The sequence below is a fragment of the Paenibacillus favisporus genome (assembly GCF_040545415.1).
Taxonomy (GTDB): domain Bacteria; phylum Bacillota; class Bacilli; order Paenibacillales; family Paenibacillaceae; genus Paenibacillus_AQ; species Paenibacillus_AQ favisporus.
In genome coordinates this window covers 504,430-528,165 of the sequence record NZ_JBEPLV010000001.1, presented here as the reverse complement: position 1 = coordinate 528,165, position 23,736 = coordinate 504,430, and the positions used below count along the sequence as shown (strand labels likewise).

22 protein-coding genes are annotated in these 23,736 nt (G+C 54.7%); 5 read left to right on the top strand and 17 right to left on the bottom strand.

Annotated elements, in window-relative coordinates; translation table 11 throughout:
* Positions 1-81: 81 nt before the first annotated feature.
* From efp to ABID47_RS02460, 4 genes are all read right to left on the bottom strand, one after another.
* Complete coding sequence (gene efp / locus ABID47_RS02475; protein WP_076170004.1) at positions 82-639, bottom strand: elongation factor P; 558 nt, start codon at positions 637-639, stop codon at positions 82-84.
* Between the two features lie 40 nt (positions 640-679).
* Entirely contained in the window at positions 680-1,756 is a 1,077-nt protein-coding gene (locus ABID47_RS02470; protein WP_076170003.1) for a M24 family metallopeptidase, read from the bottom strand.
* A gap of 50 nt (positions 1,757-1,806) precedes the next feature.
* On the bottom strand, positions 1,807-2,253 hold the full coding sequence (gene aroQ / locus ABID47_RS02465) for a type II 3-dehydroquinate dehydratase (protein WP_263878181.1): 447 nt from the start codon (positions 2,251-2,253) through the stop codon (positions 1,807-1,809).
* Positions 2,254-2,334: 81 nt separating this feature from the next.
* Positions 2,335-2,844, bottom strand: coding sequence for a YqhR family membrane protein (locus ABID47_RS02460; protein WP_354494817.1), 510 nt, complete (start codon positions 2,842-2,844; stop codon positions 2,335-2,337).
* Positions 2,845-2,973: 129 nt separating this feature from the next.
* Here ABID47_RS02460 and ABID47_RS02455 point away from each other — a divergent pair, with 129 nt between their 5' ends.
* Complete coding sequence (locus ABID47_RS02455) at positions 2,974-3,969, top strand: DUF1385 domain-containing protein (RefSeq protein WP_116229635.1); 996 nt, start codon at positions 2,974-2,976, stop codon at positions 3,967-3,969.
* Positions 3,970-3,975: 6 nt separating this feature from the next.
* Entirely contained in the window at positions 3,976-4,296 is a 321-nt protein-coding gene (locus ABID47_RS02450; protein WP_076170000.1) for an MFS transporter, read from the top strand.
* An 84-nt stretch (positions 4,297-4,380) separates the two neighbouring features.
* On the opposite strand, the gene ABID47_RS02445 is transcribed toward ABID47_RS02450, so the two are convergent.
* The 3 genes from ABID47_RS02445 to mntR form a co-directional block, all read right to left on the bottom strand.
* Positions 4,381-5,301 (bottom strand): patatin-like phospholipase family protein, encoded by a 921-nt coding sequence (locus ABID47_RS02445; RefSeq protein ID WP_354494815.1) that lies wholly within the window; start codon positions 5,299-5,301, stop codon positions 4,381-4,383.
* Between the two features lie 79 nt (positions 5,302-5,380).
* Complete coding sequence (locus ABID47_RS02440) at positions 5,381-6,964, bottom strand: family 10 glycosylhydrolase (RefSeq protein WP_163879393.1); 1,584 nt, start codon at positions 6,962-6,964, stop codon at positions 5,381-5,383.
* Positions 6,965-7,227: 263 nt separating this feature from the next.
* Positions 7,228-7,653 (bottom strand): transcriptional regulator MntR, encoded by a 426-nt coding sequence (gene mntR, locus ABID47_RS02435; RefSeq protein WP_354494814.1) that lies wholly within the window; start codon positions 7,651-7,653, stop codon positions 7,228-7,230.
* Positions 7,654-7,856: 203 nt separating this feature from the next.
* Between mntR and splB the strand changes: the two genes are divergently transcribed.
* Positions 7,857-8,927 (top strand): spore photoproduct lyase, encoded by a 1,071-nt coding sequence (splB, locus tag ABID47_RS02430; RefSeq protein ID WP_116229632.1) that lies wholly within the window; start codon positions 7,857-7,859, stop codon positions 8,925-8,927.
* On the opposite strand, the gene ABID47_RS02425 is transcribed toward splB, so the two are convergent.
* The 8 genes from ABID47_RS02425 to ABID47_RS02390 all read right to left on the bottom strand — a co-directional run bounded on the left by ABID47_RS02425 (position 8,924) and on the right by ABID47_RS02390 (position 16,803).
* On the bottom strand, positions 8,924-9,637 hold the full coding sequence (locus ABID47_RS02425; RefSeq protein WP_076169995.1) for a cytochrome c biogenesis CcdA family protein: 714 nt from the start codon (positions 9,635-9,637) through the stop codon (positions 8,924-8,926). The genes splB and ABID47_RS02425 overlap by 4 nt on opposite strands.
* 13 nt (positions 9,638-9,650) lie before the next feature.
* Positions 9,651-10,454, bottom strand: a complete 804-nt coding sequence (locus ABID47_RS02420; protein WP_076170170.1) for a metal ABC transporter permease — start codon at positions 10,452-10,454, stop codon at positions 9,651-9,653.
* A 51-nt stretch (positions 10,455-10,505) separates the two neighbouring features.
* Positions 10,506-11,213: a metal ABC transporter ATP-binding protein gene (locus tag ABID47_RS02415; protein ID WP_411829678.1), complete on the bottom strand. Its 708-nt coding sequence runs from the start codon at positions 11,211-11,213 to the stop codon at positions 10,506-10,508.
* Positions 11,214-11,289: 76 nt separating this feature from the next.
* On the bottom strand, positions 11,290-12,249 hold the full coding sequence (locus ABID47_RS02410) for a metal ABC transporter substrate-binding protein (protein ID WP_354495687.1): 960 nt from the start codon (positions 12,247-12,249) through the stop codon (positions 11,290-11,292).
* A gap of 257 nt (positions 12,250-12,506) precedes the next feature.
* Positions 12,507-14,489 carry a methionine--tRNA ligase gene (metG, locus tag ABID47_RS02405; RefSeq protein WP_354494811.1) on the bottom strand — a complete coding sequence of 661 codons (1,983 nt, stop codon included), beginning with the start codon at positions 14,487-14,489 and terminating at the stop codon, positions 12,507-12,509.
* 448 nt (positions 14,490-14,937) lie between these two features.
* Positions 14,938-15,219 (bottom strand): membrane protein insertion efficiency factor YidD, encoded by a 282-nt coding sequence (yidD, locus tag ABID47_RS02400; protein ID WP_145131892.1) that lies wholly within the window; start codon positions 15,217-15,219, stop codon positions 14,938-14,940.
* Positions 15,220-15,223: 4 nt separating this feature from the next.
* Entirely contained in the window at positions 15,224-15,691 is a 468-nt protein-coding gene (locus ABID47_RS02395) for a Fur family transcriptional regulator (RefSeq protein ID WP_163879399.1), read from the bottom strand.
* A gap of 140 nt (positions 15,692-15,831) precedes the next feature.
* The gene (locus ABID47_RS02390) at positions 15,832-16,803 is read right to left on the bottom strand and encodes an ABC transporter substrate-binding protein (RefSeq protein WP_354494809.1); all 972 of its coding nucleotides are present in this window, start codon (positions 16,801-16,803) and stop codon (positions 15,832-15,834) included.
* Positions 16,804-17,103: 300 nt separating this feature from the next.
* On the opposite strand from ABID47_RS02390, the gene ABID47_RS02385 reads away from it, so the two are divergent.
* Positions 17,104-18,117 (top strand): FecCD family ABC transporter permease, encoded by a 1,014-nt coding sequence (locus tag ABID47_RS02385; protein ID WP_354494807.1) that lies wholly within the window; start codon positions 17,104-17,106, stop codon positions 18,115-18,117.
* Positions 18,114-19,172 carry a FecCD family ABC transporter permease gene (locus ABID47_RS02380; protein ID WP_354494805.1) on the top strand — a complete coding sequence of 353 codons (1,059 nt, stop codon included), beginning with the start codon at positions 18,114-18,116 and terminating at the stop codon, positions 19,170-19,172. Before ABID47_RS02385 ends, ABID47_RS02380 begins: the two co-directional genes overlap by 4 nt.
* A 148-nt stretch (positions 19,173-19,320) precedes the next feature.
* Here the strand turns inward: ABID47_RS02380 and ABID47_RS02375 are convergent, their stop codons facing one another.
* Entirely contained in the window at positions 19,321-21,807 is a 2,487-nt protein-coding gene (locus ABID47_RS02375; RefSeq protein ID WP_354494803.1) for a copper amine oxidase N-terminal domain-containing protein, read from the bottom strand.
* 288 nt (positions 21,808-22,095) lie between these two features.
* Positions 22,096-23,709 carry a beta-N-acetylhexosaminidase gene (gene nagZ / locus ABID47_RS02370; protein WP_354494801.1) on the bottom strand — a complete coding sequence of 538 codons (1,614 nt, stop codon included), beginning with the start codon at positions 23,707-23,709 and terminating at the stop codon, positions 22,096-22,098.
* Positions 23,710-23,736: the final 27 nt, after the last annotated feature.

Genomic DNA, 23,736 nt, shown 5'->3' with positions numbered 1-23,736 from the left:
ATTATACAAAAAATCCTCCTTTCAGAAGGAAAGGAGGATCGGCTTAGCCCTGTCGGGTGTTAAGCAATTCTATCGCCGGCTTTACGCGCGGGAGATATATTTGCCTTCACGGGTGTCGATCAGAAGCACATCGCCTTCATTGATGAACAAAGGCACCTGAACGTTCAGGCCGGTTTCCAGCTTCGCGTTCTTCGTCGCCCCTGTAGCCGTATTTCCTTTAATGCCCGGCTCGGTTTCAACAACCTTCAGCTCGACGCTGGTCGGCAGGTTGATCCCGAGAATTTCGCCCTGGTAGCTGACGATGTTCACGTTCATGTTCTCTTTGAGGAAGTTCAGTTCCCACTCCAGCTGCTTGCTGTCCAGCGTGAACTGGTCGTAGGTTTCGTTGTCCATGAACGTATGCTCTTGACCGCTTGCATACAGATAAGAAACGCCGCGGTTTTCGATGATGGCACGGCCGATCGTTTCACCTGCGCGGAATGTGCGCTCAACGGTGTTGCCGTTACGGAGGTTTTTCAGCTTCGAACGTACGAAGGCTGCCCCTTTACCCGGTTTAACGTGCTGAAAATCGAGAACGGTAAAGATGTCGCCATCGACTTCCACCGTCAGACCTGTTTTAAAATCGTTAACTGAAATCACTGAAATGCCCTCCTAAAGGTTTAAGTATATATTGCATTTATCACGCCGGTAATACGGTGAAATCTTTAGACGAATGCGTCAAGATCACAATTCCCGTCTCCGTGATCACAATATCGTCTTCAATGCGTACGCCGCCGAGACCCGGCAGGTAAATTCCCGGTTCCACGGTCACGACCATACCCGGCTTAAGTACATCGTCGCTCAGCTTGGACAGGCGAGGCATTTCATGAACCTCCATGCCGAGGCCGTGCCCCGTGCTGTGGCCGAAATTGTCGCCGTAGCCGTACTTCGTGATAATATCGCGTGCAAGCGCGTCCGCTTCGCGGCCGGTCATCCCCGGCTTGATGTTCTGAAGTGTGTGGAGCTGGGCTTCCAGCACAATGTCATAAATTTCTTTAAGCTTCGGATCCGGATCCCCGATCGCAATCGTCCGCGTCAAATCGGAGCAGTATCCGTCAAGCAAGGCGCCGAAATCGAACGTGATGAGCTCGTTTCCGGCAATCACCCGTTCACTGGCAACGCCGTGCGGCATGGCGGAACGCTCTCCGGATGCGACGATCGTATCGAAGGAGGATGAAGTGGCACCGTGGCGGCGCATATAAAACTCCATCTCCAGGTCGACTTCCCGCTCCGTCATTCCCGTCTTGATAAACCCGAGAATATGCTTGAACGTATCGTCGGCCAAGTCCGCCGCTCTCTGCATCACCTTCAGCTCTTCTTCATCCTTGAAGATGCGAAGCTTCTCCACAAGGCCGGAAACCGGCACGAGCTGGATTGGCTTAAGCTGCTCCGCGTAAGCGGTGTATCCGGCAAAAGATACGTCATCCTGCTCGAAGCCAAGCTTGCCGATGTTTGCGGAAATCAGCAGCTCCTTTACCGTTTCCGTTACCTTCGGCCCGTGCTCGACGATCGTAAATCCCTTCGCTTGCTGCGGTGCTTGGGTCATATAACGAAAGTCGGTCAGCAGGTACGCATCATGCAAAGTGATGAGGACGTATCCCGATGAACCGGTAAATCCCGTCAAATAACGGCGGTTAATGGAACTGGTTACAAACATGGCTTCCACATTGGATTGCTGCATCGCTTCACGCAGCTTGTTCACTCGATTGATGCTCATCGTTACACTCCTCTCTCATGTACAGCTTTCCCCGGGGAAAGAGGCAGCGACTACTGTCCCTGACTTTCCAAGTGGCGCAGCAGTGCCAACATGCCGAGTTCATAGCTGACAGCGCCGAATCCGGCAATTTGACCTACGGCCACGGGAGCAATCACGGAAGTATGGCGGAACGTCTCCCTTGCGTGAATGTTCGACAAATGAACTTCCACCGTCGGAATTTTAACGGAACTGATAGCGTCCCGGACGGCATAGCTGTAATGAGTCAGCGCGCCCGGATTAAGAACGATGCCGTCGGCATGACCCAGCGCGGCGTGGATCCTGTCAATGATATCTCCCTCATGATTGGACTGATAAAATGTGACGGACACGCCCAGGGCCTCCGCTTTCTCAAGCAGGCCTTCTTCAATCGACGCAAGACTTTGAGAGCCGTACACGCCAGGCTCCCGGAGTCCGAGCAGATTCAGGTTCGGTCCGTTGATCACCCAAATGGTTCTCAAAATGGTATTCCCACCCTTTGTCGTCAAATAACCATCTGCTATTTTAACATAGGGGATGTCTTCTTGAGAAGTTTTTTTGCTCTAGTGCGCCTTTGCCCTGCCGGGTTCCCGTTTGCGCTCATCCGTAAATTCAAAGGCCGCCGTGTATCCGATGAACAGTCCCCACAGCAGGTACAAGCAAAATTCGGTGATGATTGTGTTCCAGGTCAAATGGTTGAGACGATTCATCATACCGAGTGGGGGACCCGCCACAAACAGGACGGCCCACCAGCAGATACCGTATACGATACCCGGCCACGGACCGGCCAGCTTCCGGAACAGCAGCGTATAGATGACCGCCGCGACCATGGAAAACGCAATAAAAAAGAGCCAGCCAAGCAGATCTCCTGACCCGCTTTTCAAAAAAGAATGCTTGAAGAAAGGCTCGGCCAAAAAGGCCGGGATGACGATCGTGAAACGCAGCCAATGGAAAACCCAGTGGACCGCCCCCCAGAGCAACCCGGCAAAAAAGCCGAGCTCCAGCGAGAAGCTGAGCGGATTCGTATGGCCAGTATTCGTATGCTGCCGGATGGCAGCTCCCTGTGAACTCACTTTGAATATCACCCTTTTTGTTTTTCTTAGTATGTTCATTTGGGGCCGGGGCTAATCCAACTAGAAATCGCACGGGAAATTCGTTACAATAAAGGCATCACAACTAATCATTCGGGGAAGGTGAATTGTTTGTCGGAGCAATCCAAAACGGTCAGCTACGGTGGCCAAGCCGTCATTGAAGGCGTTATGTTTGGCGGTAAGCACGTCAATGTCACCGCTGTGCGGCGGAAGAATCAGGAAATTACATTTTTGGAGGTGCCGCGCGAGGATAAGCCTTGGGTCGGCAAATTGCGCAAAATCCCTTTCCTTCGCGGTATTGTCAGTATTATAGATGCAAGCGCCAAAGGTACGAAGCACCTGAATTACTCGGCGGAATCCTACGCGGATGACGAAGTGGAGCCGGAGGAGCGCGCCAAGCAAAAGCAGAAAGAAGAATCCGGCTGGAGCTTAGGGATGATTATCGGCGTTGCCGCGGTCGGCGTACTTTCGTTTCTCGTGGGCAAGCTGGTGCTGACGCTGGTGCCTGTATTTTTAGAGGATTTCATCTTCGGCAAGATGTTTGACAACTATATCCTGCATAACCTTATAGAAGGCGGCATTAAACTGCTGCTGCTGCTCGTTTACCTATGGGGCATTTCCCAGACCCCGGTCATCAAGCGGTTGTTCCAGTACCATGGTGCGGAGCATAAGGTGATCAGCACCTATGAAGCAGGTGAAGAGCTGACGGTAGCCAACGTGCAAAAGCACAGCCGTCTGCATTACCGCTGCGGCAGCAGCTTCATGATGCTGACGATCGTACTGGGCGTACTGATTTATTCGCTCGTTCCGTGGGATAATATGACGCAGCGGGTGCTGCAGCGGATCATTCTGCTTCCGGTCGTCATCGCCATTTCGTTTGAGTTTCTGAAACTGACCAACGCGCTTCGCGACGTACCGGTGCTGCGGTATCTCGGTTACCCGGGCCTTTGGCTTCAGCTGTTGACGACGAAGGAACCGAAGGATGACCAGGTTGAGGTGTCCATCGCCTCCTTCAACCGCATGCTTGAGCTTGACGCCCAGATGGAGAAAGCTCCCGGGGCGGAACAACCTGTGAGAAACGGAGTCTTGGATCCCCTGAAAGGATGAGATGACATGAAAAGGCAGGCTGTAATTTTCTGGATCGCCATTGTACTGGCAGCCATCGGACTGCTCGGCAACATTTTGTTTGGCGGTGCAGGATCGCTTATGAATTTGCTTGTTCCCTTGATCGTGTTCGGTGTGGTTTTCCTGCTGTACAAATTCCCGCCTGCCCGTTACAACAAGCGGCCCAAGGTTAAGCCGTCCCAGCGGACGATGGAGAAATACAATGCGTCCAAACGCGGTCAATCTTCAGCCAAGCGCAAAAATTACCCTTTCCAGGTGATTGAAGGCTCAAAGGGTAAGAATGACGATCAACAACCGAAATACCACTAAGCGCAGTTTGAACATATCAAAAACAAGGCATTCGCCCCTCCTTCTAAAGGAGGACCAGCGAATGCCTTTTATTTTTCTTCGATGTCACGGCTTCCAGCCCGCAAAAAACTTTTTCCCTGCCTGTATGCCGGACTCATACAGCTGCTGACTTTCTTCCGGTGTAATATGAAACTGCGTCGTTCCGACGCCGAGAGTCGGAATTTTGATCGTCCGGAAACGGTTTTCCTGCTCGATGTACCGTTCATCATGAGCGGACAGCATCGTTTCAAACATCGCCTGCAGCATGCTGATCGGCCCGCGGATCAGATGCGGCTTGTTTGTCGTCCTGCCGACCATTTGAAATCCGATCGTCGGAACCGGCTTCTGCCCGGCCCCTTCCGCAGCGTCGTCAAAGAGCCACAGCGGGAAGTTGCTGAGCAGCCCTCCGTCTACAATATAGACAAACTGGTCGACGAACGATTTTCCCCTGGCCGCTTCGCCTGTCATTCTCAGCATGACCGGATCAAAAAAGTACGGAATGCTCGTACTCATCCGGATGGCCTTGGAAACCGCAAACCTCGACGGGTTGGCGCCCAGTTTGCCAAGGTCTTCGGGGAGCACCAGAATGCGCCCGTTCGTAATATCCGAGGCGATGATCATCAGCTTGCCTTGGGGGATATCCGCAAACGTCTTGACCCCTTTGGCCGCCAAAATATGGTGGATCCAGACTTCGAGCGCTTCTCCGGAATACAGCCCTTTCTTCAGAAACAAACGCGCGGCGGGTCCGATCACTTTGGTATTGAATATGGGCGCACGGTGAAGAAAGGACTCAAAAGGGGTCGTCTTCACGATCTCGCTCATCTCGTCGGCCGAAAACCCTGCCGCCAGCAGCGCCGCCACAATGGAACCCGACGAGGTACCCGCCACCCGGTTAAACACAACGCCGGCTTGCTCCGCAGCCTTGACGGCCCCCGCCAGTGATATTCCTTTCACTCCGCCGCCCTCGAACACCGCGTTGACGATCATAATAAAACCCCCGTGTCTCAATATCCCACAGTAAGATATGAGCACGGGGGTTCATTCATGACAATGTTCTATGAATTTATCATTGCTGGTAATAGGCGGTCAGTGCCTGAACGATGCCAAGCGGATTTTTGATCAAATCCTTGGCGCTGTAAAAAATGCTGCCTTTGACTGCGTCGTATTTGGTATTGTACTGAAGCTGGTTGATGATCTCCTGCGCCGACTGCCACCCAGCTTCGGCAGTTCCCAGCTTGTACGGGGCATGGCCGATATAGAGATCCACGCCGGTGCCCTGCACTTCTTGCGCCCACCAGTCGACGAGCTTGTCGTACTGGGCGTTCTTGAAGGACATGCTCCAATAAATTTGCGGTGCCACGTAATCGATCCAGTGCTGCTTCACCCAGGTTCTCACATCCGCGGACATGGAGTCGTACGCCGTAACGCCCGCTTTGGTATCAGAACCCGTCGGATCGGTGGACTGGTTGCGCCATACGCCGAACGGGCTGATGCCAAACTGAACGGCTGGCTTGGACGCGTGAATCGACTGGCCCAGCTGCTGCACGAACTGGTTAATGTTATCGCGGCGCCAATCCGCTTTGCTCAAGCCCTGCGTATTGTATGCCTTGAAAGCAGCATCATCGTTAAACGTTCCGCTCGACGGATAGAAATAATCGTCCAGATGGACGCCGTCGATATCGTACTTGCTTACCACTTCCATCACGACGTCGATAATATGCTGTCTCGCTTCCGGAATACCCGGGTTGATGATCAGCTGGTTATTGACGGATACGACCCAGTCGGGATGCTGAACCGCCACATGATTGGCCGCCAGCTTGCTTGTGGTCGTGTCCAGATTCGCCCGGAACGGATTGAACCAGGCATGGAACTGCATCCCACGTTTGTGGGTCTCTTCGATCATATACTGGAGCGGATCATATCCCGGATCCTTGCCTTGGGTGCCGGTAAGCACCTTCGACCACGGAACCAGATCCGACGGATACAGCGCATCGCCGGCCGTCCGAACCTGGACGAACACCGCGTTCAGCCCCATGGCCTGCAGCTTGTCGAGCAGAGCGGAATATTCCTGCTTCTGCTGCTCGATTTTGCCGTAAGAGGACGTTGTCGGCCAATCCAGGTTGTACACGGTCGAGATCCAGGCTCCCCGGAGCTGGCCGGAGCTGCTTCCCCCGCCCTCAGCAGGCGGCTCGGTAGGTATGTAAGCACTTGATGTTAAGGTAATCGTTCTTGCCACCTGGTCCCAGTCTACCTGCAGACCGAGCTGTTCGCCGACAAAACGGAGAGGGACCAGCACGCGGCCACCCCGAAGCTGCACGGAGGCATCAAGGGCGACAGAGGCTCCATCCACCAAAGCCGTCTTTTTGCCGCTGGTCAACGTAATCGTATGACCTCCGCCCGAAATATCAGCGGTTTTCGCACTTTGTTTCCATGCGACGGCCGCCCCCAGCCCTTCGCTGATCACGCGGATCGGAACCATCGTCACATTCACTTTTGGCATGATGTACGGGGGTATATCGCTGACCAGCTGCTTCCCGTCCAGGACCATCGTGATGTTGTTTGCAGCCTTCGCCTGCTGCCCCGTAAACGGAATCAGCAGCACCAACAGCAGCGATGCCACGATCCACCTATGAAACTTCCGAAACGCCATTCTACTAATCCTCCACTATTGATAGATTTGCGGGTAAAAAAATCGGTCATTCGCGCTCTATCTAGAGATCACTAACCGGCATCAGACAACCTTGAAATCATGATCTGCTGAATAAAGCGCAAACGACCGATCGGGCAGAAAAGCTGTAACCTTTGCTGCGTGTGTAATCCGGGTTTTGCCAGTCTTGGCTCGAAAAATTACCGGATTACGTGCTGGGAATGAAAGAGGCACCTGTCGTTTGAGGGTGCGGACAGATGCCTTGTTTACGAATCGCTGACCAATTCATTATGAATGTTCCGCAGCTCCTCCAGACGCTGTACATCCCGGCGGAAATACTCCACCAGCGTCTCGATACGCGTTATGGAATCCCAGCTTAAGTGATGCTCGATGCCTTCGACATCTCCATAAATATTTTCCTGCTGAACCCCGATCATCGTCAGGAATTCCTCCAGAAGCTGATGCCGGTCAACCAGGCGTTTGCCCATTTTCTTACCTTTGCTAGTCAGAACAAGGCCTCGGTATTTTTCATAAATCAAATATTCGTCCTTGTCCAATTTCTGGATCATTTTGGTAACGGATGAGGGATGAACCTCCAAGCCTTCGGCAATGTCCGAAACACGCGCGTATCCCTTCTCGTCAATCAATTTATAGATACGCTCCAAATAATCCTCCATGCTGGGCGTTGGCATTATATTCCCTCTTTTCTGTAATAAACGTCAATCATCTGGCCCGATTACCTGCTCTTGTAATGATACATGTTCTCAAGAGGACTTGGCAAGTCCTGCCGCCTGCCGCGCTTCCCATCCTGGTCAGTAATTGCCACGGGTTGCCCCTGCTACCCGCACACATACTAAACCGAAGCACTCATATTTTCCTCGAAAGGAGCCGTTCTATGGGTACTGGCGTTAAAGAAAAGCCCAGGCGGACGCTGCGGCCGACCAAACCGTTTGTCCCCGATCTTGTTTATTTTGAACCGGATGCGCTGAACTATCCCAAAGGCCAGCACATCATGGAATGGGTCAAGTCCAAAGACATCCCTTACCGTATGACCAGCTCTCATAACCGGATCACCAATTTACCAGGCGAAACCGATCAGGAAAAATACAGGAACGCCAAACGAACGCTCGTCGTCGGCGTGCGGAAAACGCTGAAGTTCGACCAGTCCAAGCCTTCGGCTGAATACGCCATCCCAATCTCAACCGGGTGCATGGGGCACTGCCATTACTGCTATCTGCAGACGACGCTCGGGGCCAAGCCCTATGTCCGTGTCTATGTGAACACACCCGATATCATTGGCGCCGCCAAGCAATACATCGAGGAACGCGCGCCGGAAATCACCCGGTTTGAAGCCGCTTGTACTTCTGACCCGGTGGGACTGGAGCATATTACGGGCTCCCTCGCGGAGCTGATTACCTTCATGGCTGGCGAAGAGTTCGGCAGACTCCGGTTCGTGACCAAGTATCACCATGTCGATCCGCTGCTCTCGCTGAAGCATAACGGCCATACCCGCATCCGGTTCAGCATCAATTCGGACTACGTCATCCGCAACTTCGAGCCATCCACGTCGCACTTCGAGGAACGGATCGAGGCCGCGGGAAAGGTCGCCAGGGCCGGCTATCCGCTCGGTTTTATCATCGCCCCGATCATTTGGTATGACGGCTGGCAGGACGGCTATGCCGAGCTTCTGAAGCGTCTGGCGGATACGCTCCCGGCCGAGGCAGCGAAGGATTTGACGTTTGAAATGATTCAGCACCGCTTCACGAAAACCGCCAAAAACGTCATTGAGCAGCGCTATCCCAAAACCAAGCTGGAGATGGATATTGCGAGGCGCAAGCAAAAATGGGGACGCTGGGGCCAATTCAAATACGTGTACCCGGATGAACAGCAAAACGCCCTGCGCGAGTTTATCACAGAGCGGATTTTTGAGCACTTTCCGGAAGCTACCATCGACTACTTCACCTAAAACTTAAGCCATTCGGGCGTGATGGCCTGCAGCCAAATCGTAATTTTGGTCATTTGGTTCGTGAACAGCAGTACGCCCATAAACAGCATGAGCGCCCCGCCGATTTTCATCATCATCCCCGAGTACTTCACAATCCACTTGGTGGACCCGATGAAGAAGGCAAGTACAAAAAATGGAATGGCGAATCCGACGGTATAGGCCGTAATCAGCGGAAACCAAGCACCGGGTTCGGTCGTTGCCAAAGCGATGATCGCCGCCAGGATCGGGCCAACGCAAGGAGACCATCCGGCAGAAAAGCCGATCCCGAAAATAAAAGAACCTATGTAGCCTGCGGGCTTGAACTTCAGATCCATCTTAAACTCGCGCATCAAAAAGCGCGGCTGAAAGATGCCGATCAGAAACAGCCCCATCAAAATGATTAACAGCGCCGACAGCTGGCGGATCAGATCCCGGTTGTTGTTAAAGAAGCTGCCGAACAAGCCGGCTCCGACCCCGAGCGTATAGAATACGGCGGAAAAACCTAAAATAAAGGCCAGCGTATGACTCATCGTCCGGTAACGGACTTCTTTTTTGTTCTGCTCCGTCTTCAGCGTCTGTACCGACATCCCGGTAATGTAGGAAATGTAGGACGGATACAGCGGCAGGCAGCACGGAGAAATAAAGGAAGCCAGTCCGGCGAAGAAGGCAAGCCATATATTCAAGTTTGACAAGGACAAGTACCTCCTACGTTGATAATCCCTTCTTGCCCGCCATCGTCAAGATCAGCAGCGCAATCAGCAGCAGCACGATGGTTGCTCCCGGAGCCAGGTTCCAAACGCCGGCAATCACAAGTCCCCCCACAACCGCAATCTCCGAAATGACCACCGACAGGATGACGGAAGATTTGAAGCTTCTGGCGATCAGGAGGCTGATAGCGACAGGAATGGTCAGCAGTGCCGATACGAGCAAAGCGCCGACGATTTTGATGGCCGTGCTGATGACGAGGGCCGTCAGGACGGTGATCAGCATGTTCATCATGCGCACAGGCAGACCGCTTACGCTTGCGGCGTCTTCTTCAAAGCTCAGCAGGAAAAACTCTTTGAAAAAGAGCGTAATAACGACCACAACGACCAGCGTCACAGCCCCTACCACGTACAGATCCTGGGTATCCAGCGTATAAATGCTGCCGAACAAATAGCTCATCACATCTGTATTGTAACCCATCCCGAGTGTGAAAAACAAAGAAGCCAGCGCAACGCCGCCGGACATAATGATCGCTATCGACAGCTCGGCATAGCTTTTATAAGCTTTTCTTAGCTTTTCTATCGCAAAGGAAGCCAGAACCGCAAATACAAGACCTGCCCCCAGGGGATACAGATTAATCAGAAAACCTAGCGCCACCCCGGCGATCGTGACATGCGCAAGCGTGTCCCCGATCATGGACAGGCGCCGCAGCACGAGAAAAATGCCGATCAGCGGTGCGGTGATCCCGATCAGCAGACCGCCGGCCAGCGCCCTTTGAAAAAAATCACTGAGGATAATTTCTATAGCCAACAATAACGACTCCTTCGGATGCTTTTAATATGTTGTAAAGTGCTTTTATGACAATGAGTGCTGGAGGTCCTGAACCTCGCAGTCCTGAATCTCATGGGAATGTCTGACGAAAAATTCGATCTTGCCGTTCTTCTGCTTCGGCTTCTCTCCCAAATATCCCTCGATCATGTCCATATCGTGCGACACCATCAGCAGCGTCATATGATGATGCCGGTGCATGTGGGTAATCAGCTCGAAAAATCCGGCCTGCGTCTCCGCGTCAATGCCCACCGTAGGCTCGTCCAGTATGAGCAGATCCGGGTTGTTGATCAGCGCCCGCGCCAGGAAGGCGCGCTGCTGCTGACCGCCGGACAGCTCACCGATCCGTTTGCCTGCGATGTCTTGAATCCGCATCACTTCAAGCGCATCGTCACACTGCTGCTGCATGTGTCTGTTTACCCGGCGGAACAGGTTTTTGTTATTGTACAGCCCGGAAAGGACCACCTCGCGAACCGTAGCCGGGAACAACGGGTTAAACGAATTTTTCTGCGGGACATAGCCCACCCGCTCCCAGTCTTTAAACCTGCGGATCGGCTGGCCGAACAGCCGGATGCTGCCTTGGCCGCTGGGCAGAAGGCCGACAATCATCCGCAGCAGCGTCGTCTTGCCCGCCCCGTTGGAGCCGATAATGCCGACAAAATCGCGTTCTTTCACGGTAAAGTTCAGATCGTTGATGACCTTTTGGTCCCTGTATGAAAAGGAGATGTTCTCCATCTCGATAATCGGTTGATGACAATCGTCAATCATCAGCGTAAACATGCGAAATCCGCCTTTCTGTTAGCTGCTTCATTTATTGTAATGCGAGAATGAGATTATGCAAATTTTTGTCCATCAAGGTAAAATAGTCGTCGCCCTTCTCCTGCTCCTCCTTCGTCAGTCCTTCGAGGGGATTCAGGACGGACACGGTCGCTCCGGTCTCGGAAGCCAGCGTTTTGGCCAGCCGGTCGGAGACCAGCTCTTCGAAAAAGATATATTTGATTCCTTCCGACTTCACCAGGTTCGACAGCTCCACCAAATCGCGGGCCCGGGGCTCGGCATCCGGCGACAAGCCCATGATGGGATGCTGCTCCAAGCCATAATCGCGGCACAAGTAGCCGAAGGCCTGATGGGATACGACGATTTTGTGATGCGGAACCTGCGCCAGCTCCGTCTCGAACTTGCGGTCAAGCTCCTGCAGCTTCTGGCTGAGCTCGGCATACCGCGCTTCGTAAGCCTGCGCATGCTGTGGATCGGCCTCCACGTAGCTGTTCTTGATGTTCTCGGCCATAATGATGGCCGATTTCGGGCTGACCCAGGTGTGGGGGTCGATGTGATGCTTGTGCCCGGTCCCCATGCCCTCTCCTTCGAGATCATGCCCGCCGTCTTCTTCGCCTTCGATCAGCTGGATGCCCTGGCTGACCTCAACGGCCTTCACCTTGGAGTCCCGGTTCAGCCCTTTCAGGAAATTCGGTACCCAGCCTTCGAGTCCGGCTCCGTTATATAAAAACAATTGCGACTTGGACGTGTTCACGATATCCTGGCTCCGCGGCGTCCAATCATGCGGTTCGACGCCCGCCGGCAGTAAATTGATGACGTTGGCGTCCTCGCCGCCGATTTCCTTGGCAAACTCATAAATCGGGTAGAACGTCGTCATGACATTCACTTTATCCGGATCCAGCTGTGCGTTCCCTGAGTTATCGCAGCCGGCAAAAACCAGCAAGGCCATCAGAAGAAACGAAGGCGCCAGAATCCGCTTGATCACATTTCTCATATTCACAGATGTACGCTCCCACTAATCGTAACTTTTACTAATAAGATTATGAATGGGCTTATTTTATTTGTCAACCATGGGTGCAAAATTACCAGAGGAAAGCGAACGATACCTGCCATGGAGTTCTTTGGAGCTTGGCGTGTCCCCCAAGAGATCGATATACCTGGACGACAAAAAGACGGAAGCCCGCTGCTAACGGGATTCCGTCTTCCTATGAACCAAGCTTAACTTACCTATAGGTGCTCTATCCTTCGCTCCTACTTCACGACCGCGCCGTTCGGCATGCTGTCCGGCACCGTCGCCAGCGTCAGCTGATCGCCTTGGGATGCCGCCAGAATCATGCCCTGCGACAGCTCGCCGCGCAGCTTCACCGGCTTCAGGTTGGTGACGCAGATGACCTTGCGTCCGACCAGCTCTTCCGGCGTATAGAACTTCGCGATGCCCGACACGACCTGCCGCTGCTCGAAGCCGAGATCCAGCTGCAGCTTGAGCAGCTTGTCGGCTTTCTTGACAGGTTCACAGGCGATAACCTGAGCTACGCGCAGTTCGACCTTGGCAAAATCCTCAATGCCGATTTCTTCCTTCAGCTCAGGCGCTTCCTGCGGCGCAGCCGCTTCGGCAGACTTGCCAGCTTCCGCTTCCTTCGCGGGAGCTTCGGATCCGGTCATCGCCTGCTTGATGTACGCCACCTCTTCTTCCGCGTCCAGGCGCGGGAAGATCGGGTTGCCCTTCACCAGCTGCGTTCCTTCCGGAATCAAGCCGAACGTCTTGCCGCTGTCCCATTCGGTCAGCTCGCCTTGCTGAATGCCCAGCTGCTCCCAAATCTTCAGCGGAGCCTGGGTCAGGAACGGCTGCAGCAGGATCGAGCCGATCCGCAGGCTTTCGACTAGGTGTGTCATGACGGACGCCAGCTCTTCGCGTCTCGCCTCATCTTTTGCCAGCGCCCATGGCTGCGTTTCGTCGATATATTTGTTGCTGCGGCTGATAAACTGGCCGATGGCCGTCAGCGCAACGGAGAACTCCATATTTTCCATCGCTTCTTCAACTTTACCATAAACATCCTTGGCCGCTTCCTCGAGCGACGCGTCAAACGGAGTTACGCCGGAGCGGTACGCAGGAACCCGGCCCTCGAAATATTTGTCCACCATCGCCACCGTACGGTTCAGAAGGTTGCCGAGGTCATTGGCCAGATCGGAGTTGACGCGCTCCACGAAGCTCTCCGGCGTAAACGTGCCGTCCGCGCCGAACGGAACCTCGCGCAGCAGGTAATAGCGAAGGGCGTCCAGACCGTAACGGTCGATGAGCGTGACCGGATCGACGACGTTGCCTTTCGATTTGGACATCTTGCCGTCCTTCATCAGCAGCCAGCCGTGAGCAAACACTTTCTTCGGCAGCGGCAGGTCCAGCGCCATCAGGATGATCGGCCAGTAGATCGTATGGAAGCGGACGATTTCCTTGCTCATGAGATGAACGTCAGCCGGCCAGTACTTGTCGAACAGGCTCGTATCTTCCGAGCCGTAACCCAGCGCGGTGATATAGTTCAGCAGCGCGTCGATCCAGACGTAAACGACGTGCTTCGGATCGCTCTTCACTTTGACGCCCCATTCGTAGGTCGTACGGGACACCGCCAGGTCTTCCAGTCCCGGCTTGATGAAGTTGTTGATCATTTCGTTCTTGCGGGACACCGGCTGAATAAAGTCCGGATGGTCCTCATAGTATTGGAGAAGCCGGTCCACATATTTGCTCATCCGGAAGAAATAGCTCTCTTCCTTCACGCGTTCCACCGGCCGGCCGCAGTCCGGACATTTGCCGTCTACGAGCTGCCGTTCCAGGAAAAACGACTCATCCGGCGTACAGTACCAGCCTTCGTACTCGCCCTTGTAGATATCGCCCTGCGCCTGCAGGCGTTCGAACACTTCCTGAACGACCTTCGTATGGCGCGGTTCCGTCGTCCGGATAAAGTCATCGTTCGAGATGTCGAGCTTCTTCCACAGCTCCTTGATCCCCGCCACGATGTCGTCGACGAACTGCTGCGGCGTTTTGCCCGCCTCTGCGGCCTTGCGCTCAATCTTCTGACCATGCTCGTCGGTTCCTGTCAAATAGCGCACATCGTAGCCGCGCAGCTTCTTGTAACGAACCATCGCATCGCCGGCCACGGTCGTGTATGCATGCCCGATATGAAGCTTGTCGCTGGGATAATAGATCGGCGTCGTCAAATAAAATGTTTTCTTGTCAGCCATCGTTCATCTTCCTTTCCAAAATCGGCGTTCCTGTATCTTCTGTGTGAACACAAAATAACCCCACGAAGTGGGGCTTTTGCTGTGATACCCTGTTCAGGTACTGTGCGGGGGCCCCGAGGATACAAAAAAACTCCCGCCCCTAATGGGACGAGAGATTCCTCACGTGTTACCACCCAAATTCCCTGCGCCCTCGCAGGCGGCAGGCTCCATCAGTACCGGCCTGTCTCAGCCGCGCACTGTCCATTATCGCTGGATCACGCCGCTCCCTTACGCATCCTCTAATTCAGGATGCTGCTCGAAAGCGGTTCCTCCCGGACCATCTTCGGAGACTTCGCTTATACCGGCTCTCAGCTGCCCCGGCTCTCTGCAATAAGCTACTGTTCTCGTACTCATCCGTTCCTCGGAAATGTCATATATTCCATAATATACTGAACCCGGATGCCGCGTGTCAAGTCAGGTGTCCCTCGCCTTCGGAAGGATGAGGGGCGCCTGCGCCCCCCTTCTCCTTCCGCGGGGGAACCAGATCCACGCCCCCCGGGTGAAACGGATGGCACTTGGCGATCCGTTTCATGGCGAGCCACGATCCTTTGGCCGCCCCGTGCACCTCGATGGCTTCCATTGCGTACGCCGAGCATGTCGGGTAGAAACGGCAGGTCGGCGGTTTTAACGGCGAAATGTATTTGCGGTAGATGACGATGGGGCCTTGGACGATTCTTCGGGATACGCCCATGGCATTAATGCTCCCCGCTGTGCCCGGACACCGGATTGACACTCAGCCCCGCATCCGCAGGCTGCCGGCAGTCTTTACAATATCCGAATACTTCAAATTTATGCTTCACGACCTGAAATTCGTCGGGCGTATCCGCCATCGACACCGGGCAAAAGCTGATCGGATACGTCTTCTCGCATTGCAGGCAGATCATGTGATGATGATGGTGGTCTTCGCTGCAGCTGGCTTTGAATTTGACCCCGTCCTCAAACACGATCTGTTCGAGAACGCCAAGTTCCTGCATGACCCGCAGATTGCGGTATACGGTATCGAAACTGAGTCCGCTGTATTTTTTGCCCATAAACTCATAGACATCCTTGGCTGACAAATAACCCGAATGTTCACCAAATAATTTGGCGAGCGTCTTGCGCTGGTCGGTTATGCGCAGTCCCTGCTCGGACATGGCGTCAATAATCTTCTCCGTCGAAAGCATACGCTCATCCTCCCATTCTATGCTTAAAGCCGTAAGCCACTCTTGTTTACAACATTTGTCTACTATTAATAATGCCTCAAATCCGGGCCTCCGTCAATGAAGCAGGGGACCCCTGACGGAGCCCCCTGTGCGCTTAGATTTTATTTAAAGTAGGATGCCAGCTGGTCTAGCATCAGATTGGCGGCAAGGACCCCGCCTGCGGTGTTCCAGATGGCGTCGTCCACGCGGTGCGCGTTGCCTTTCTTGACCACCTCAAGGTTTTTCCAAAGTTTGTCTTCGGTCCATTCCTTCTCCATCTTGCTGCCTTCACCGTCGCCGGTTTCATAGGTAAAGTAGAACAGAATGTCGCCATTCATGTCCGGAATGCGCTCTTTGCCGACATCGTCGGAGAATCCGGGATTATCCTGTACCGCCGGGCGGGCGAGGCCCACTTCCTTCAAAATGATGCCGGAGAACGTGTCGTTATAGTAAATCCGTGCCTTGCCCGGCATAAACCGGACCATCGACACTTTCGTGCTCAATTTGTCGCCGATCTGCGCTTTCACGTCAGCCACATGCTTATCATAGTCGGCCAGTACCTGGTCGCCCTTCTCTTTCTCATCGACCGCATCGGCCCACAGCTTGAAGTTATCCTTCCACTCACCGCGGAGCGTTTCGGAAAATACGGTTGGAGCAATGGCGGACAGCTGCTCGTAAATTTTCTCCTGGCGCATTTTCGTGCCCAGGATGAGGTCCGGTTCGAGCGCAGCGATCGCTTCCACGTTCGGCTGGCCCTCGTCGCCTACATTTTCTACGCCCTGCATTTGATCCTTAATATGCGGATACCAGGGATCGCCGGTCCAAGATTTGACGGCGCCCACCGGTTTGATGCCCATGGACAGCAGCGCCTCGGTTCCTTCATTGGTCAAAACGACGATTTTCTTCGGATGTGCCGGTACTTTGACCTGCCCCATAACCGTCTCAATCGTGCGGTCTGCATCGTTCGCAGCTCCCGCTTCCGTACTGCTCTCTCCTGTACTTCCGGAAGCGTTGCTGCCGCTGTCTTTGCCGCATGCGGACAGTACCAGCACAGCAGCCAACAGCATAAGTATAAGGCCGTTCCATTTTCTCATAAGTAAAAGCTCTCCCCTTCTAATCTCCTGATAATGATTCTCAGTATCGTCCTAATCCTAATTCATAGCGCCTGTATTGTCAATAAACTTCCTGTATGGAAGTGCAAAAAACGGATATTGAAATTGAGAATCAACCTCATTGACAAGCCTATGCGCTCCACTTAAACTTTAATATGTTACTTAGAATGAACTAAAGAAATGAATGATATAGGCCGCATTAGGCCCTTATAACAGGAAGTTCAATGCACAACTTTAGTTCAATCTATTTAATTACAGCCTGATTGAAAAGAGGGGTATGCCGTGCAGCCGGAATGGTTACATAGATCATCTGCCAAATGGACCGGTTTGATCGCAGGGCTCGTCCTCCTGCTCTTATGTGTTGCTGCGAGCATCCTCTTTGGCGTGCACAGCACCAATTGGAGGGAAGTTGTCGAAGCCTTTACTTCGTTTAATGGAAGCAATGAGCACATTATCGTCCGGGACGTCCGCGTACCGCGCGCGCTGATCGCCGCCTTCGTCGGCGGAAGCCTGGGAATTTGCGGCGTGCTGCTGCAGTCCCTGACCAAAAATCCGCTTGCGGATGCAGGGATATTCGGCATTAATGCCGGCGCCTCCCTGCTTGTCGTGGCTTCATTCGTCCTGCTCGGCGTCAGCTCGCTCGCTTCCTTCACCTGGATCGCTTTTCTCGGGGCGGCTGTCAGCTGCCTGTTCGTATTTATTCTCGGCTCCGCCGGGAGGCAAGGCTTAACACCGCTGAAAATCACGCTCGCCGGGGCGGCCATTACCGCCTTCTGCAGCTCGCTGACCAACGGCATGCTCATCATTAGCGGCCGGGCCATGGAGGAAGTGCTGTTCTGGATGTCCGGTTCGGTTGAAGGCCGGAGCCTGAGCATTTTGCTGGGGCTTCTGCCTTACATGCTTGCCGCCTGGATCGTCGCCCTTCTCATCGCGTCGTCCGTCAACACGCTCATGCTCGGCGAGGACGTAGCACGCAGCCTGGGCCAGAAAACCGTACTCCTCAAGCTGACCATGGGACTGCTCATCGTCGTGCTGGCAGGCAGCTCGGTCGCCGTCGCCGGGCCGATCGGTTTTGTCGGACTGGTCATCCCGCACATCTCCAGAGCTCTCGTCGGCCGGGATACCCGCTGGCTGGTCGCATACAGCGCTCTGCTGGGCGGCATTCTGCTCCTTCTTGCGGATATTGCGTCCCGCTTTATCGCCATGCCCCGGGAAATCCCGATCGGCGTCATGACGGCGATCATCGGGGTGCCGTTCTTCATCCACGCTGCCAGAAAGGGGTTGCTTCGCCAATGAGCCGTTCATCCAGACCGAAAGGCCCCATCAGCGTCCGCATGGGCGGGGATGCGGTTTCCTTTCTCACATCGAAGCGCCAGATTGCCATTCTATGCATTCTTGCCATTGTCCTTATACTTGCGGTCATCATCAGCATCGGCTTCGGCACCAAGTACGTGAATCCCTGGGAGGTGACCCAGGCGATCTTTGGCCAAGGGAACAAGCTGGACGTTGTGGTCGTGCAGAAGCTCAGGCTTCCCAGGGTCATCGTCGGCGCATTGGTCGGGGCCTGCCTCGCCATGTCCGGGGCGATCACGCAGGGACTGATCCGTAATCCGCTGGCTTCTCCGGACGTCATGGGCGTCACGAGCGGCGCTTCTGTCGCAACGACGGCCATCATTACGCTGATTCCATCGGCCAGCGTCTTCTGGCTGCCGCCGGCCGCCTTTGTCGGCGCCGCGCTCACCACGCTGCTGATTTATGTGCTCTCGTGGAAAAAGGGCGTCAACCCGCTCATGCTGGTCCTGATCGGCGTCGGCATCGGGGCGGTCGCTTCCGCCATCTCCACGATGCTGCTCGTCACAGGCCCGACCGACGTCGCCCAGAAAGCCTTCAACTGGCTGCTGGGCAGCGTGTACGGCAGTTCCTGGAAGCATGTCAACATGATGCTGCCCTGGTTCATCGTGCTGGGCGTGCTCAGCCTGATCTTCGCCCGGCGCATCAACATGCTGCAGCTCGGCGACGATTTGGCCGCCGGGGCCGGCAGCCGGGTGGAGCGCGACCGGACGATCCTGCTCTTCATGGCCGTCGGGCTTGCCGGTGCGGGCATCTCCGTCGGCGGAGCGATCGGCTTTGTCGCCCTCCTCGCCCCCCACATCGCCCGGAAGCTGATCGGATCGTCTTACGGCTCCCTGCTTCCGGCCAGCGCTCTATGCGGGGCCATCATCGTTGTCGTGGCGGATGTCCTCGCCCGCAACCTGTTCACCCCGCTGGATATTCCGGTGGGCGTGTTTACATCGGCTGTCGGCGCGCCGTTTTTCATATTCCTGTTATGGAAGAGCCGCAGCTCTTCCTAGTGCAATACGGCAGCGAATGCATTATAAAAAAGACAAAAAAGACCCCCATCTACCGCAGCTGCAGTGGATGGGGGTCTTTTCATTGCTTATAAGAATAAGAAAAAATAATTGCTGTCTTCCGTAAACATGATCCGTTTACCGCTTTCGTTTACTGCTTCATCTGCGGCATCGGCATCAGGAGCAGGTTAATCGGCAGGTTGCTGCCCGGCGCCGCCGTGTACCAAATTTCTACGCTTTGCTCATAGTTTCCGGTACGGTACAGAACGCTCGTTTCGTTCGGGGCGTTGACATCCTGGGTGTTGTTTGCAGCCTGCACCTGCTGGCCGTTCACCAGAAAAATGCCGTTATATACGCCGCCGCGAGGGTTAAGCGTAATCAGTGTATTCGGAGCGACGTGGTTCAGCTTGATTTTGTACAATACACCAAAGTTGCCTGCATTCGAAGCTTCGGTTCCATAGATCCCGTCCAGTCCCTTCAGGTTCGGATCGATGTTATTGTCGCCGAGAACGATACGTGTCTCGGTGCTGCCAAGCACTTCGTCGGTCGACATGTTCACGACGGAATTCGGATACGTGCCCCGGTTGTGTACGTCGCGGTCAAGGGCCGGAAGGAATGGCAGCGACTGCAGCGGATCCTTCGTGGCGTCGAGCATAATGACGCTGTATTTTACCGGATAGTTGCTGAATGCGTCCGCCAGAACGGAAATACCTTCACCCGGTTTAATTTTAATGTTGTTGATATTCGTCATAATGACCTTGCTCTCGCCAGGGGCGAGGGTGATATCCTGACGGCCCGAACCGCTCGTCATGGAATCAAAGTAGCGCATCACGGATGCTCTGCCGTGGCCTGTCGCATACGGGCTAGGTCCCCCCATGCCGAAGTTCTGGATGTTGATCGTGCTGCTCATATCCAGCATCGTGTTGGTAGCGATGACGTAAACCTGCATGTTTTTAGTCGTAGCATTGACATGGTGAAGCATAAACCGGGTGCTTCCGAGCGCCGTTTCCTGATACAGGAGGCCTTCGGAATATACCGTCTCCGGACTGTTGCTGCGGATCAGCGTGGCTGGATCGGAAGTTGTCGTAAAGGTCGCCGTTTTCCAGCTAGGCACCGATCCGCCGTTGAACGTAAATTTGTCTCCCACCGGTGTAAAGAGCTTGTTGAACTCGTCTTCGGTGTACAACGTTTCGTTCGTAATGACGACGGTTTTCTGGAACTCGCTTATCGCGCCGTGTTTGTCCGTTACTTTGAGCCGGATTGTCTGCGGTCCAGGCTGGAAGAACGCCTTGCGGTCGTTCAGCCATTCGCGGCTGACGATCGCGTCTTCATCATCCGTACTCTGATCGGTAATGGTGATCAGTTCACCCATTTTGTATTGTTCTTTGTCGGTTGTAAAACTGGCTACCGGCGGCTCGTTCGGCTTGAGCACGTTCACCGTGATGCTGTACGGATCACTCCACTGTCCGCTGGAATCCTGAACATAGTGGGTCACTGTATGCAGTCCGGGTTCTTGGAAAATGTCCTCTTTCCCTTCCCAGCGCTCGTCAATAATTGGCAGTCCGCTTGGAGAGGTCGCTTGGGAAATGTAGTTCACCGTCGTCTCACCTGCAAAAATTTCAGTTGGACCAACGCTGAACGTGGCTACCGGCTTCGTCGACAGGTTCAGAATGACGCGCTTTCCGGGCTGGTCGACCGTGTAAGGAATGCCAAGCGCCTGCGTGATCGACGTGAGCGGGACCATAAACGTATTTTTGTACTGATAGGCAGGGCCCTTCATCGGTTTCGACACGCCGTTGACGCGGTAGCTGCTGCTGTTCGTTTTGAAGCGGAGCTCGTTGCTATCTTTAATAATAATCGTTTCTTTCGTCTTGGCGTCATACGTCAGCTTCAGGCCGACGCGCTCCACCATGGCGCGGATCGCCACGTAAGATACGCCGTTCTTGACGGCCATCGGCTGTCCGGCCAAGTACAGTTTGCCGTCCTGGTACATTTTGTTGCTGTTCATCATGAGGATCAGCTGGCCGGCCTGACCGGTTGTCGTGCTTCCCGTCGCCGTAATTCCCTGCGGATCGGTGGTTGTTGCGGTGCCGCCTGCCGCACCTTCGGACTGTCCTTCGTTTCCTTGCGTGCCGGCATTTTGGCCGTCCGCCGCTTGGCCACCGTCATTCGCGTTCCCAGTGCTGCCATCGGTTTGACCGGAAGTGCTTGTTCCGTCTGTCGTGCCGCCGTTCTGGGCAGCGCCTTGCCCGGTGTTACTTGTGTTTCCGGTCGTTCCTGCGGTTCCCGAGCCTGTGGAGTCTTGGCCGGAAGTTGTCGTAGTGGTGCTTGTACCGCTTTCAGTTCCCGTCGTGCCGTTCGTTCCCCCTGCATTTCCGGTTGTACCTGTCGTGCTGGACGTGCCTGCAGTTCCTGTTGTTCCGTTCGTGCTTGCAGCGCCCGAATTGCTGGAATTGCCAGTATTGGTCGTGCTGCTCGTGATGTTATTGGTGACTGCGCTTGCCGCTGCATTGTCTACACCTTGGACCGTCCCCGCATTTTGCTGGACCTGTACCGCGGTTTCCGCGCCGGCCGGCAAGACCAGAGCGGTTTGTGATGCAGCTAACACTGCAATCATGGTCAATTTCTTGAAATTCATCTCCAGACTCCTTCTGCTCCCATTTTTAAATCACGTTCTGTTCTAACGAGCCTCCTGACCCCATACAAAAAAAAAGAGGCTGACGCTAGTTCCCCCCGACATCAGATCCATCAAGCTTATTTTTTTCTGATATCATTGAAAAGACATAGTATTAGACGCTTCATTCCCTGAAAAGTTGCTCTCGATTTTACAGATCTCCAAAAGAAAAAAGGAAGGATATCCCAAATGGGCATCCAACCTTTGGTAAATCTATACCTCACGCCTTTTTCTTGCGGATTATCACGCTCATTAGGACGCCGTGGTTTGACTGCCAAGGCTAACCGGCAGCGTCCCTCCGGCCTTAGCATGCCCCGTTAGAATGGAAGCCAGCCCTTCCATAAAATAAGGCGTATTTTCGTAGCAGCACAGGTATGCCGGCGAGGCCGGTACCGCTGCCAGATCGTACGGGTTGCGCGTGGAGGCCACCACGAGCCGCTGCGGCTGAAGCGCGATCAGCCCTTCGACGAGCCTGCGCTGACCTGCAGGAAGCTCGCTGCCGGCCGTGTATGTGGCGACGACGACCTGACGATATCCTTTGGCGGCGGCCAGCACCTGTTCAACCTCGTGCAGGTCCGGCTCAGCGCTGATCGTCAGCTCATTTACGTCCTGTATGTATTCCGACAGCGCCTGCCCGAGGGTCTTCGCTTCCGTCCATGGCTCATCCACCTGTGTTTCCGAGCGGAGCTCCGGCCACACGACAAGGACCGGCTCGTCTTCCTGAAGCGGAAGCTGGCCATCGTCTTTGACGAGCGTAATGCTGCTCGCTGCCACTTCCCTCAACAGCCGTTCCGTTTCCGGCTTTTCGTGCCGTTCAAGGAAGGCTGGTGCGCTATCTTGGGTACCCGAAGGCTGCAGCCGCTTCTCCTTCAGCTTCAGAACCCGGCTCACCGCAGCGTCAATAACGCTCTCCGGAATTCTTCCGCTGCGCACAGCCGCCATGACCGCTTCAACCGCTTCGATTTGATCCTGAAGCGTATGGCTGACCAAGACGATGTCCGCTCCCGCTTCCACGGCAAGCACCGCGCCTTCGCCCACGCCAAAATGCTTGGCAATCGCGTGCATTTCCAGGCAGTCGGTCACGATGACGCCCTCGTAACCGAGCTGGTCGCGGAGCAGGCCGGTGAGCACCGCTTTAGACAGCGTCGCCGGAACCGCCTCCTTCTCGATCGCCGGGAAGACGACATGTGCCGTCATAATGACGTCCACCCCGTCCCGGATCGCCCGGACAAACGGCTTCAGCTCCACCTCGCGCAGCCGCTCCATGCCATGCTCTACCGATGCCAGCCCCAGATGGCTGTCGACGCTGGTATCGCCATGCCCCGGAAAATGCTTCGCTGCCACCGATACGCCGTGCTCCTGGTACGCCCGAATGGCGGCCGAGCCGTGCTCAGCCACCTGCTCCGGATCTTCGCCGAACGATCGGACGCCGATGACCGGATTCCGCGGATTGTTGTTCACGTCAAGCACAGGCGCGAAGTTCATGTTGATCCCAAGCGCATGCAGCTCCTGAGCACTGATGGCGGACACCCGATAGGTAAAGTCCGGGTTTCCCGTCGCCCCAAGTGACATGTTTCCCGGAATGCGGCTCACCCTGCGATGGTCGATGCGGGCCACCATGCCGCCTTCCTGGTCGATGGCGATCCACAGCGGCAGCTTCCCCTGCTTCGCGGCCATCTCCTGCAGGGAGGAAGACATCGCGGCCACCTGTTCCGGCTCGCCGATGTTCCGGCGGAAGTAGATGACGCCGCCTACATGGTACTCTTCGATCAGACGGCGGATTTGCTCATCCGGCTCCTGCGCGTGGAACCCGCAGATGAACATTTGCCCGATTTTTTGCTCAAGCGTTAGATCCGATACTAACATGACATGCCCACTCCCTATTCATATTTT